This is a genomic window from Actinospica sp. (assembly GCF_035552695.1).
Classification (GTDB): domain Bacteria; phylum Actinomycetota; class Actinomycetes; order Streptomycetales; family Catenulisporaceae; genus Actinospica.
This window is the reverse complement of sequence record NZ_DASZKT010000170.1, coordinates 1-11,825: the sequence shown is the minus strand read 5'-3', so window position 1 is coordinate 11,825 and position 11,825 is coordinate 1. Positions and strand designations below refer to the sequence as shown.

Below are 11,825 nucleotides of genomic sequence, written 5' to 3'. Positions count from 1 at the left end.
ACACCCAGGTCAAGGTCACGTCCATCGAGACCGGGAAGAAGTAACCGACATGGCACACAAGAAGGGCGCCTCGTCCACCCGGAACGGGCGCGACTCCAACGCTCAGCGGCTCGGCGTCAAGCGCTTCGGCGGCCAGGTCGTGAACGCCGGCGAGATCATCCTGCGCCAGCGCGGCACGCACTTCCACCCGGGCGAGAACGTCGGCCGCGGCGGCGACGACACCCTGTTCGCGCTGGCCGACGGTGCCGTCAAGTTCGGCGTGCACCGCGGCCGCAAGGTCATCAACATCGTGCCGGTCGCCTGAGCGGCGACTGTACGCACTGCGAGCGCGCGCCCGCCTGCCGGGTGAGCCTCGAAATCCTTCGGTGAGCCGGGTCCGTCGGACCCGGCTTATCGTTTTTATCGAACCCTCCGCACAGCACCTTCTTCGCCCTCTTCCTCTGGAGTGAGATTCCGATGGCCAGCTTCGTCGACCGCGTGGTGCTCAGCGTCGCCGCGGGCAAGGGCGGCCACGGCTGCGCCTCCGTGCACCGGGAGAAGTTCAAGCCGCTCGGCGGCCCGGACGGCGGCGCCGGCGGCCGCGGCGGGGACGTGATGCTCGTGGTGGACGCGGACGTGACCTCGCTGCTGGACTTCCACTTCTCGCCGCACCGCACCGCGGGCAACGGCAAGCCGGGCGCGGGCGCGCACCGGCAGGGCGCGAACGGCGCGGACGTGGTGCTGTCGGTGCCCAGCGGCACTGTCGTCAAGACCCGGGCCGGCGAACTCGTCGCCGACCTGGTCGGCGCGGGTACCCAACTGGTGCTGGCGCAGGGCGGCTCCGGCGGCCTCGGCAACGCCGCGCTGGCTTCGACCAAGCGCAAGGCCCCCGGCTTCGCGCTGCTCGGCGAGGAGGGCGAGAGCGGCGAGTACGTGCTCGAACTCAAGTCGGTCGCGGACGTCGCGCTGATCGGCTACCCGAGCGCGGGTAAGAGCTCGCTGATCGCGGCGATGAGCGCCGCCAAGCCGAAGATCGCCGACTACCCGTTCACCACGCTGGTGCCGAACCTCGGCGTGGTGCAGTCCGCGGGCCACGTGTTCACCATCGCCGACGTCCCCGGCCTGATCCCGGGCGCGAGCGAGGGCAAGGGCCTCGGCCACGAGTTCCTGCGGCACATCGAGCGTTGCGCCGTACTCGTGCACGTCCTCGACTGCGCGACGCTGGAGCCGGAGCGCGACCCGATCAGCGACCTCGACACGATCGAGGCCGAACTGGCGGCGTACGAGGCGAAGATCCCCGACGACCAGCACGGCGAATACGGCAAGCTGACGGAGCGTCCGCGGCTGGTCGTGCTCAACAAGACCGACATCCCCGACGGCAAGGACCTCGCCGACCTGGTGCGCACCGAGCTCGAGGGCCGCGGCCTGCGCGTGTTCGAGGTCTCCGCCGTGAGCCACGCGGGCCTGAAGGAGCTGGGCTACGCCCTCGTCGAGATCGTCGAGCAGTCCCGCGCCGAGCGCCCCGAGATCGTGCAGGAGCGCGTCATCCTGCGCCCCAGGGCCGTCGACGAGGTGCCCTTCACCCTCGACTTCGAGGACGAGCACTACGTCGTGCGCAGCCACAAGGCCGAGCGCTGGATCAGGCAGACGGACTTCCAGAACGACGAGGCCGTGGGCTACCTCGCCGAGCGCCTCTACAAGCTCGGCGTCGAGCAGGCCCTGCTCGAACTGGGCGCGCACGAGGGCGACGAGGTCGTCATCGGCGACGGCGACGACGCGGTCGTCTTCGACTGGCGCCCCACCCTCTCCGGCGGCGCCGAACACCTCGGCCCGCGCGGCTCGGACGACCGGCTGTACGGCTGAGGCAGACACCGGAAGGCTCCTGCGAGCCCAGAGTGTGAAACCGGCTTGGGTCGCAGGTCGGGCGCCGGGCAGAATGGTCGGGTGAGCGCGTTGCAGCAGGTGGAGCGGGAGGTCGTCGGCGCGCGCCGGATCGTGGTGAAGGTCGGCTCCTCGTCGCTGACCACGACGGCCGGCGGTCTTGACGGCAGCCGGGTGGACGCGCTGGTGGACGCGATCGCCGAGAACGTGCCGGACGCGGAGGTCGTGCTCGTCTCCTCGGGGGCGATCGCGGCCGGCCTGGCGCCGCTGGGGCTCAGCCGGCGGCCGCGGGATCTGGCCAAGCAGCAGGCGGCGGCGAGCGTGGGCCAGGGCCTGCTGATCGCGCGCTACACGGCGTCCTTCTCCCGCTACGGCCGGCGCGTCGGGCAGGTGCTGCTGACCGCGGACGACGTGACCCGCCGCTCGCACTACCGCAACGCCGTCAGCACGCTGAACAAGCTGCTGGAGCTCGGCGTCGTGCCGATCGTGAACGAGAACGACACCGTGGCCACGCAGGAGATCCGCTTCGGCGACAACGACCGGCTGGCGGCGCTCGTGGCGCACCTCGTGGACGCCGACCTGTTGGTGCTGCTGTCCGACGTCGCCGCGCTCTACGACGGGGATCCGAGCACGCCGGGCGCGACGCCGATCCGCGAGGTACGCGGGCCGAAGGACCTCGAGGGCGTCTCGATCGGCTCGGTGGGCAAGGCGGGCATCGGCACGGGAGGCATGGTCACCAAGGTCGAGGCGGCGCGGATCGCGACCGGCGCGGGCATCCCGGTGATACTGACGACGGCCGCGTACGCGGCGCGGGCGCTGCGCGGCGAGGAGGTCGGCACGTACTTCCACCGCACCGGCGAACGCGGCGGCGCACGCAGGCTGTGGCTGGCACACGCGACGACCGCACGCGGCGTGCTGACGCTCGATCAGGGCGCGGTGCGCGCGGTGACGGAACGCGGATCCTCGTTGCTGGCGGCCGGGATCACGGCCGTGTCCGGCAGCTTCACGGCCGGCGAACCGGTGGACCTGTGCGGCCCGGACGGCGCGCTCATCGGACGCGGCCTGGTCAACTACGACGCCGCGGAGCTGCCCGCGCTGCTCGGCCGCTCGACGCGGGATCTGGCGGCGCAGTTCGGCGCGCAGTACGAGCGCGAAGTGGTGCACCGCGACGACCTCGTGGCGTTTCGACAGTGAATTGACGGACGAGAGATGACGATGACTCAGACGGTGACGGAGGCGGCAGCGGCCGCCCGGATCGCGGCGGAGGATCTGGCCGTGCGCACGCGCGCGGACAAGGACCGGGCGCTGCGCGCGATGGCCGACGCGCTGGAGAAGCACGCGCCGGGCATCGTCGAGGCGAACGCGGCGGACGTGCGTCGCGCGGTCGAGGCCGGGACCGACGAGGGCATCGTGGACCGCCTGACGCTCACCGAGGAGCGGATCGCGAAGATCGCCGAGGCGTTGCGCGCGATCACGGCGCTGGCCGATCCGGTCGGCGAGGTGGTGCGCGGCTCGACGCTGGCCAACGGTCTCGAACTGCGGCAGGTGCGCGTTCCGTTCGGCGTCGTCGGGATCATCTACGAGGCGCGGCCGAACGTGACCGTGGACGCGGCGGGTCTGTGCCTGAAGTCGGGCAACGCGGTGCTGCTGCGCGGCTCGACGTCCGCGCGGGAGTCGAACGCGGCGCTGGTGGGTGTGCTGCGCGAAGCGTTGGCGGACAGCGGTTTCCCGGCCGACGCCGTGCAACTCGTGCCCGGCGACACGCACGACTCGGTGACCGAACTGCTGCGGGCGCGCGGGCTGGTGGACGTCGTGATCCCGCGCGGCGGTGCGGCGCTGATCAAGAATGTCGTGGAGAACGCGATCGTGCCGGTGATCGAGACCGGCGTCGGCAACTGCCACGTGTACGTCGACGCGGACGCCGACCCGGACCTCGCGATCGAGCTGCTGATCGACTCCAAGACGCAGCGTCCGAGCGTGTGCAACGCGGCGGAGACGGTGTTGGTGCACAAGGACATCGCGGACGAGTTCATGCCGCGCGCGCTGCGGGCGCTGGCGGACAAGGGCGTGACAGTGCACGGCGACGCACGGGTCGCGGCGTACTCGGCAGACGTGGTTCCGGCGCAGGAGACTGACTTCGAGAACGAATACCTTTCGCTGGATATCGCGGCCGCGATCATTGACTCGATCGACGAGGCCGTCGCTCATATCCGGCGCTATTCGACCTCGCACACCGAATTGATCATCACGCGTTCGCAGGCCGCCGCGCGCGCATTCACCGCGCGCGTCGACGCGGCGGCCGTGATCGTCAACGCCTCCACCAGGTTCACCGACGGCGGCGAGTTCGGCTTCGGCGCGGAGATCGGCATCTCCACCCAGAAACTGCACGCCAGGGGCCCGATGGGACTCCCGGAGCTGACCAGCACGAAGTACGTCGTGATCGGTGACGGCCAGACCCGCGCGAAGAACGCGAACAGCTGATCACGAATAGCTGATCAAGAATGGTGATCAAGCAGATCGAAGCGTGATCGGCTCGCCCGAGGTCCAACGGTCCGACCTGCTTGCGGGAACACGCCAGCCGTGCGCGTGGCCCTACTGATCTAGCAACAATTCGGTTACAGTGCGGCAATGGCCGATCGCGAGCTTTCAGGCAACGGCGCCTCAGAGCCAGGCCGCATTCCGGGACAGCGCAGCCGACACTGCGGGGCCCCGGAAAGCGACTTCTTTGGGGCTCAGGCGCCCGCCGCCACGGTGACCCCGTGGACCGAAGAGATCGATTGTTTCCTGCTGGACGAGGACTTCGTCCGCTCCGCCCACGTGCACGAGGCGTCCGCGCAGACACGCCTGCTCGAGGCCACCTGGCGCCGACGCGAGGCGGAGTCCGCCAACCCGCGCACCCCGGCCCCGGGCATCGCCTGGACCGTGCGCCCCGCCCGACATCTCAGGGCACTGCGGCCGAGCTCCGTCTGGATGCTCGGCGGGCTGCTCGCCCTCGCCGCGGTGCTGCCGGTCTCGCTGGGACTGTTGAGATGACCCGCACGGCGCAGACGACCGCCCGAACCTAGCCCTCGGGATTCGGGCACGGACGCGGACGCGGCGTACGGGCGTGCGGCACCGTGCGCACGCCCGACGGTAGGCCATGCCGGGCTGCCGTCCTACTCCGCGGCGCGGGTGGCGGCAGCGGCGGCGGCCATCGCCTCCTCGTCACTCGGCTGCTCCTGCGCCGCGCGCTCGGCGGCGATGCGGGCCTCGTAGCCGGCGATCTGCGCCTCGGTGTGCTCCTTGTCCCAGCCGAGGGCGGAGGCCAGCAGTTCGGCGGCGGGACGGGCGGCCCGGACGCCGCGGTCGAAGGTCTCGAAGCAGATGCGGGTGCGGCGGGTGAGGACGTCTTCGAGGTCGAGCGCGCCCTCGTACGTGGCCGCGTAGACCACCTCGGCGCGCAGATATTCGCCGGCGCCCTCGAGCGGCTGAGCGAGATCAGGGTTCTGCTGGACGAGGTCCACGAGCTCCGAAGCCATGGTGCCGTAGCGGCGCAACAGGTGCTCGATCCAGGCCACGTGCAGCCCGCTGCTGTTCGCGAGCCGCGCCCGCGAGTTCCACTGGGCCGCGTATCCGCTGGCGCCGAGGAGCGGGACGTTGTCCGTGCACGAGGCGGGCACTCGCTGATCCAGGCCGTGCACCGCCGCGTTGACCGCGTCCTCGGCCATGACGCGGTACGTCGTGTACTTGCCGCCCGCCACGACCACCAGGCCCGGCACGACGTGCGCGACGACGTGTTCGCGCGAGAGCTTCGAGGTCTGCTCCGACTCGCCGGCCAGCAGAGGCCTGAGACCTGCGTATACGCCCTCGACGTCCTCGCGGGACAGCGGCGTGTTCAGCACCTTGTTGACGTGCGCGAGGACGTAGTCGATGTCCGCCGCGGTCGCGGCCGGATTCTCCTTGTCCAGCGTCCAGTCCGTGTCGGTGGTGCCGATGATCCAGTGTCGGCCCCACGGAATGATGAACAGCACGCTCTTCTCGGTGCGCAGGATGATGCCCGACTCCGACTGGATCCGGTCCCGCGGCACGACGAGGTGCACGCCCTTGGACGCGCGTACGTGGAACTTGCCGCGCTCGCCGACCATCTCCTGCACGTCGTCGGTCCACACGCCGGTCGCGTTGATCACCTGCGCCGCGCGGATCCGGTACTCCTTACCGGAAAGCTCGTCGCGCACGACGGCGCCGACGACCCGCTCGCCTTCACGCAGGAAGGCGACGACGCGGGCCCGGTTCGCCGCGTGCGCACCGTAGCTCGCCGCGGTGCGCACGAGGGTGGCCACGAAACGGGCGTCGTCGACCTGCGCGTCATAGTACTGAATCGCCCCGACCAGCGAGTCCTTGCGCAGAGACGGCGCGATGCGCAGCGCGTGCCGCCGGGTCAGGTGGCGGTGTGCAGGAAGGCCGCGTCCGTGGCCCGAGGAGACGCTCATGCCGTCGTAGAGCGCGACGCCCGAGCCCGCGTACGCACGCTCCCAGACGTGGCCGGTGAGCGGGTACAGGAACGGCACCGGGTGCACGAGGTGCGGGGCCAGCCGGTCGAGCAGCAGCCCGCGCTCCTTGAGCGCCTCGCGGACCAGCCGGAAGTCCAGCATCTCGAGGTAGCGCAGGCCGCCGTGGATGAGTTTCGAGGATCGGCTCGAGGTGCCCGAGGCCCAGTCGTGCGCCTCGACGATCCCGACCGACAGCCCACGGGTCGCCGCGTCGAGCGCGGACCCCGCGCCGACCACTCCCCCGCCGACGACCAGGACGTCGAGTACCTGCCCCGACATGGCCTCCAGCGCCTCGAGCCGCTGGTCCGGACCTAGCTTCGCGCTCAGCTGCATGGGCACGAGTCTAGGTCCGCGCCGTCGGCCGCGCAGGGCGGGTGCGGCACTCGACCCGATACGACGCGCCGACGGACTCCACGACAGTGTGGAGGTGAGGAAAGGCGGAGCACGATCGGATCATCGAGCCGTCCGCGCGACGCGGCTCACCCTCGACCGAGTCGCGCGTCGCCGCAGGGCCGGGAGCGTGGCGGCCGACCGGAGGAGCGCAGTCGCGGAGCGTTTATCGCCGCAGTCGCGAAGCGGCGATTTTCACCAGCCCGAGCCGCATCCCGGAGCAGGCGGACGGCCGAACCGCCCGCCGACTCCTGTCCCCGCCCCGCTCAGCCGACCGTCAGCTCGCAGCGCTGGAATTCCTTGAGGTCCGAGTAGCCGGTGGTGGCCATCGCGCGGCGCAGGGCGCCGAAGAGGTTCATGGCGCCGTCGGCGGTGCTGGAGGGGCCGAGCAGTATCTGCTGCAGCGAGCCGACGGTGCCGAGGTGGGTGCGGATGCCGCGCGGGACCTCGCCATGGAAGGCCTCGTGGCCCCAGTGGTAGCCGAGGCCGGGGGCCTCGGTGGCGCGGGCCAGCGGGGAGCCGATCATCACGCCGTCGGCGCCGCAGGCGATGGCCTTGGCGATCTCGCCGCTGCCGCCCATCGAGCCGTCCGCGATGACGTGCACGTAGCGGCCGCCGGACTCGTCCATGTAGTCGCGCCGCGCGGCGGCGACGTCGGAGATCGCGGTGGCCATCGGGACCGCGATGCCGAGCACGTTCTTCGTGGTCAGCGAGGAGCCGCCGCCGAAGCCGACGAGCACGCCCGCCGCGCCGGAGCGCATCAGGTGCAGCGCGGCCTTGTAGGTGGCCACGCCGCCCGCGACGACCGGGACGTCGAGCTCGTAGATGAACTGCTTGAGGTTGAGCGGCTCGGCACGGTGCGAGACGTGCTCGGCCGAGATCGTGGTGCCACGGATGGCGAACAGGTCGGCGCCCGCGGCCACGACGGCCTTGGCGTACTGCGCGGTGTGCTGCGGGGTCAGCGAGCCCGCGGCGACCACGCCGGCGGCCCGGATCTCCTTGATCCGCTGGACGATCAGCTCCTCCTGGATCGGCTGCGCGTACAGCTCGCGCAGCCGGGCCACCACCCGCTCGGCGGGCAGTTCGGCGATCTCCTGGAGCAGCGGCTGCGGGTCGGCGTACCGGGTCCACAGGCCCTCGAGGTCGAGCACGCCGACGCCGCCCAGCTTGCCGATGGCGATCGCGGTGGCCGGGGAGACCACCGAGTCCATCGGCGCCGCCAGGAAGGGCAGTTCCAGCTCGTACGCGTCGATCTGCCAGGAGATCGAGATCTCCTCGGGGTCGCGGGTCCGCCGCGCGGGCACCAGGGCCACGTCGTCCAGGCCGTACGCCTGTCGGGCCCGCTTGGCCCGGCCGATCTCCACCTCAGTCAACGCACTATCCCTTTCCGCGGCGTGAAGGCTTACACCTCAGCCTACCGAGACCGCCGCTGACGGCCAGTCAGTGCTCAGCGCGAGTGGTAGTTGGGCGCCTCGATGGTCATCTGGATGTCGTGCGGGTGGCTCTCCTTGAGCCCGGCCGAGGTGATCCGGACGAACTGGGCCCGCTGCAGGTCCTCGATGGTGCGCGCGCCCACGTAGAACATCGCCTGCCGCACACCGCCGATCAACTGGTGCGCGACGGCGGAGAGCGGGCCGCGGTAGGGCACCTGGCCCTCGACGCCCTCGGGGATCAGCTTGTCGTCCGAGCTGACGTCCTGCTGCGCGTAGCGGTCGCGGGAGTAGGAGACGCCGTCGGCCTTGCCGCGGGAGGACATCGCGCCGAGCGAGCCCATGCCGCGGTACTGCTTGTACTGCTTGCCGTTGATGAAGATCAGGTCGCCGGGCGACTCCTCGCAGCCGGCCAGCAGCGAGCCGAGCATCACCGTGTCCGCGCCGGCCGCGATGGCCTTGGCGATGTCGCCGGAGTACTGCAGGCCGCCGTCGCCGATCACCGGCACGCCCGCGGGCTTGGCCGCCTTGGCCACCTCGAAGATCGCGGTGATCTGCGGCATGCCGACGCCGGCGACCACGCGCGTGGTGCAGATCGAGCCGGGGCCGACGCCCACCTTGACCGCGTCCGCGCCCGCGTCGATCAGCGCCTGCGCGCCCGCGGCGGTGACCACGTTGCCCGCGATGACCTCGATGTTCGCGTTGGCCTTGATCTTGGCGACGGTCTCGCACAGGCCGCGCGAGTGACCGTGCGCCACGTCCACCACGACGAAGTCAGCGCCGGCCTCGACCAGGGTCATCGCCCGCCGGTACGCGTCCTCGCCGACGCCGACCGCCGCGCCGACCACGAGCCGGCCGTTCGCGTCCTTGGTGGCCAGCGGGTACTGCTCGGTCTTGGTGAAGTCCTTGACGGTGATCAGGCCGTGCAGCCGGCCCTCGTCGTCCACCAGCGGCAGCTTCTCGATCTTGTGCGCCGCCATCAGCCGCATCGCCTCGGCGCCGGTGGTGCCGACCTTGCCGGTCACCAGCGGGGCCTTGGTCATCACCTCGTGCACCTGCTTGCCGAAGTCGTGCTCGAAGCGCAGGTCGCGGTTCGTCACGATGCCGATCAGCAGCCCGGCCTCGTCGATCACCGGCAGACCGCTGATCCGGTACTTGGCGCACTGGGCGTCGACCTCGGCGAGGGTGGCGTCCGGCGAGATGGTGACCGGCCGGGTGATCATGCCGGACTCGGAGCGCTTGACCATGTCCACCTGGGCGGCCTGGTCGGCCGGCGGCAGATTGCGGTGCAGCACGCCCGCGCCGCCCTGCCGGGCCATCGCGATCGCCATCCGGGCCTCGGTCACCGTGTCCATCGCCGCCGATACCAGCGGCGTGCGTACGGAGATGTTCCGGGTGAGCCGGGAGGTGGTGTCCGAATCGCCCGGGGTCAGATCGGAGACCGCCGGGACGAGTAGGACGTCGTCGAAGGTCAGGCCCTCGAGCGCGAACTTCTCGGTGAAAGCGTCGGATGCGGACAAGGCTGGCCTCCCGGCGGCGACGTGATGGGATGCACTCCAGTTTAACGTCGCCGCGAGGTACCCCTTACCGCTTTGCCTGACGCAACGGCTAGCGCACCAGGCCCCAGCGGAAACCCAGCGCGACGGCGTGCGCCCGGTCGGACGCGCCGAGCTTCTTGAACAGCCGCCGGGCGTGCGTCTTCACGGTGTCCTCGGAGAGGAACAGGTCGCGGCCGATCTCCGCGTTGGAGCGGCCGTGGCTCATGCCCTCGAGCACCTGGATCTCGCGCGCGGTGAGGGTCGGCGCGGAGCCCACCTCGGCCGGGCGCAGCCGGCGCGGGGCCAGCCGCCAGGTCGGGTCGGCCAGGGCCTGCGAGACGGTGGCCCGCAGTTCGGCGCGCGAGGCGTCCTTGTGCAGGTAGCCGCGGGCGCCGGACGCGACGGCGAGGGCGACCCCGTCGAGGTCCTCGGCCATCGTGAGCATCACCACCCGCGCGGTCGGGTCGCTGGAGACCAGCCGCCGCACCGTCTCGACACCGCCGAGTCCGGGCATCCGCACGTCCATCAGGACGAGGTCGGCCCGGTCGGCCGTCCAACGGCGCAGCACCTCCTCTCCGCTGCTCGCGGTGGTGACCCGGTCGACGCCGGGCACGGTGGCGACCGCGCGGCGCAGGGTTTCACGGGCCAGGGGTGAGTCGTCACAGACCAAGATGGACGTCATAGCGGTTGCCTCCACGCACTGCGGACCAGGATCCGTCAGACTCAACGAGCATCACCCGAAAGCGTTACGCACCGGGCCGCCGAATTTTTCGACCCGCCGCTGCTCAAGATCGATTTGAGCCGGTGGCGGTGATCACCTTTTCGAGCGATGGGCCTTCCGGGTCCACTACGCCGTGCGAGTGATCGATCACCGAGCGCTGTAGTCAACATAGCCCCTGACGGGCGGATTCGGGGAGGGCAAGGCCCGTTTCGGCGGGGATCACCCGGCCGCGCGCCCCCCGCGGGCCGCGAGTTCGTCCAGGCGTCGGGCGGCCGCGGCGGCCGGCAGACCGGCGCGCACCAGCCGGGAAAGCGCCTCGAGCCGGACGATGTCGTATGGCGTGTACCCGGCGCCGCCGCTCGGCCCGGCCAGCCGCCGCGCCTCCCAGCCACGCAGCGTGCTCGGCGCCACCCCGGCCCGGCGCGCGGCCTCCGCACGGCCGCACTCGGGCGCCGCCAGGTACCCCCGACGGCATGGAAAGGCCTGGTCAGCACGCCTGGGGGCGGGAATCCGGCAGCCGTGCGCCGGTTCGTCGGCTGCGCCATTCGGAGGGTCGGGACTGAGCCGTTCGAACTGCGTCGCCATAGCGGGTTCATACCGAACCAACTGGTGGGTATAGAGCCCATACCGACAAATCCACTCGATCCGGGGAACCCTCCGTTCGCTGGACGTCCAATCACTGGATCACTCAAGGAGCACTCATGGCGGACTACTCCCGGCTGCCGGGGCCGAACGCCGATGTGTGGGACTGGCAGTTGCGCGGCCTGTGTCGCGGCAAGGACAGCTCGCTGTTCTTCCACCCCGAGGGAGAGCGCGGCGCGGCGCGGGCCGCGCGCGAGCAGTCGGCCAAGGAGATCTGCCTGAACTGCCCGGTCCAGAAGCAGTGCTCGGAGCACGCGTTGCGGGTGCGCGAGCCGTACGGGGTGTGGGGCGGGATGACCGAGGAGGAGCGCGAGGGCCACTACCAGCGGCAGAAGGCGCTGGCCAGGGCGCGCGCGGTGCGGGAGAAGGCGGCGCTGGCCGAGAAGGCGGTGCTCAGGGAGAAGATGCTGCGCGACCACGAGCTGGCCAAGCAGCAGGCGGAGGCCAGGCGGCAGGAGGCCGAGGCCCGGCGGCAGGAGGCGGCGGCCGCCGCGAAGGCCGAGGCGCCGGCGTCGGTGCCCGCGGAGCTCGCGCCGAACCGGTCCGCGCCGAAGAAGAAGACTCCGGTCGTCGCGAAGCCGACGCTGCCGCGGAAGCGGGTCGCCGCGGCCAAACCGGCGAAGCAGGGCCCTGCGAAAACTCCCGCGAACTCGAAGAAACGTACGCCCGCGAAGGTGTGAGTTCCGCACGCTGACGACGGAGGCCGCCGTCCCCC

At 71.2% G+C, this 11,825-nt stretch carries 10 protein-coding genes and 1 pseudogene; 6 read left to right on the top strand and 5 right to left on the bottom strand.

Annotated features, from left to right (window positions below; genetic code table 11):
* The first annotated feature begins 49 nt into the window (after positions 1 to 49).
* The 5 genes from rpmA (at position 50) to VG296_RS20125 (ending at position 4,893) form a co-directional block, all read left to right on the top strand.
* Positions 50 to 304 carry a 50S ribosomal protein L27 gene (gene rpmA / locus VG296_RS20145; protein ID WP_325567839.1) on the top strand — a complete coding sequence of 85 codons (255 nt, stop codon included), beginning with the start codon at positions 50 to 52 and terminating at the stop codon, positions 302 to 304.
* 152 nt (positions 305 to 456) lie between these two features.
* Positions 457 to 1,842 (top strand): GTPase ObgE, encoded by a 1,386-nt coding sequence (obgE, locus tag VG296_RS20140; protein WP_325567837.1) that lies wholly within the window; start codon positions 457 to 459, stop codon positions 1,840 to 1,842.
* A gap of 81 nt (positions 1,843 to 1,923) precedes the next feature.
* Positions 1,924 to 3,054 (top strand): glutamate 5-kinase, encoded by a 1,131-nt coding sequence (gene proB / locus VG296_RS20135; protein WP_325567835.1) that lies wholly within the window; start codon positions 1,924 to 1,926, stop codon positions 3,052 to 3,054.
* Positions 3,055 to 3,069: 15 nt separating this feature from the next.
* The gene (locus tag VG296_RS20130) at positions 3,070 to 4,341 is read left to right on the top strand and encodes a glutamate-5-semialdehyde dehydrogenase (protein WP_325567833.1); all 1,272 of its coding nucleotides are present in this window, start codon (positions 3,070 to 3,072) and stop codon (positions 4,339 to 4,341) included.
* A 270-nt stretch (positions 4,342 to 4,611) separates the two neighbouring features.
* A complete protein-coding gene (locus VG296_RS20125; RefSeq protein WP_325567831.1) occupies positions 4,612 to 4,893 on the top strand; it encodes a hypothetical protein in 282 nt (93 codons plus the stop codon).
* Positions 4,894 to 5,015: 122 nt separating this feature from the next.
* Here the strand turns inward: VG296_RS20125 and VG296_RS20120 are convergent, their stop codons facing one another.
* The 5 genes from VG296_RS20120 to VG296_RS20100 form a co-directional block, all read right to left on the bottom strand.
* Entirely contained in the window at positions 5,016 to 6,722 is a 1,707-nt protein-coding gene (locus VG296_RS20120) for a glycerol-3-phosphate dehydrogenase/oxidase (protein WP_325567829.1), read from the bottom strand.
* 323 nt (positions 6,723 to 7,045) lie between these two features.
* Positions 7,046 to 8,152, bottom strand: a complete 1,107-nt coding sequence (locus VG296_RS20115; RefSeq protein WP_349259638.1) for a GuaB3 family IMP dehydrogenase-related protein — start codon at positions 8,150 to 8,152, stop codon at positions 7,046 to 7,048.
* A gap of 74 nt (positions 8,153 to 8,226) precedes the next feature.
* A complete protein-coding gene (guaB, locus tag VG296_RS20110) occupies positions 8,227 to 9,729 on the bottom strand; it encodes an IMP dehydrogenase (protein WP_325567827.1) in 1,503 nt (500 codons plus the stop codon).
* A gap of 88 nt (positions 9,730 to 9,817) precedes the next feature.
* Positions 9,818 to 10,429: a response regulator transcription factor gene (locus VG296_RS20105; protein ID WP_034267954.1), complete on the bottom strand. Its 612-nt coding sequence runs from the start codon at positions 10,427 to 10,429 to the stop codon at positions 9,818 to 9,820.
* Positions 10,430 to 10,687: 258 nt separating this feature from the next.
* Positions 10,688 to 11,053: a MerR family transcriptional regulator gene (locus VG296_RS20100; RefSeq protein WP_325567824.1), complete on the bottom strand. Its 366-nt coding sequence runs from the start codon at positions 11,051 to 11,053 to the stop codon at positions 10,688 to 10,690.
* 116 nt (positions 11,054 to 11,169) lie between these two features.
* Here VG296_RS20100 and VG296_RS32965 point away from each other — a divergent pair.
* A pseudogene (locus VG296_RS32965) lies at positions 11,170 to 11,424 on the top strand (WhiB family transcriptional regulator); the annotation flags it as partial.
* Positions 11,425 to 11,825 lie beyond the last annotated feature (401 nt).

Coding starts and splice junctions, on each gene's coding strand:
- rpmA (WP_325567839.1), top strand. CDS start 50: ATGGCACACAAGAAGGGCGCCTCGTCCACCCGGAACGGGCGCGACTCC.
- obgE (WP_325567837.1), top strand. CDS start 457: ATGGCCAGCTTCGTCGACCGCGTGGTGCTCAGCGTCGCCGCGGGCAAG.
- VG296_RS20130 (WP_325567833.1), top strand. CDS start 3,070: ATGACGATGACTCAGACGGTGACGGAGGCGGCAGCGGCCGCCCGGATC.
- VG296_RS20120 (WP_325567829.1), bottom strand. CDS start 6,722: ATGCAGCTGAGCGCGAAGCTAGGTCCGGACCAGCGGCTCGAGGCGCTG.
- VG296_RS20105 (WP_034267954.1), bottom strand. CDS start 10,429: ATGACGTCCATCTTGGTCTGTGACGACTCACCCCTGGCCCGTGAAACC.
- VG296_RS20100 (WP_325567824.1), bottom strand. CDS start 11,053: ATGGCGACGCAGTTCGAACGGCTCAGTCCCGACCCTCCGAATGGCGCA.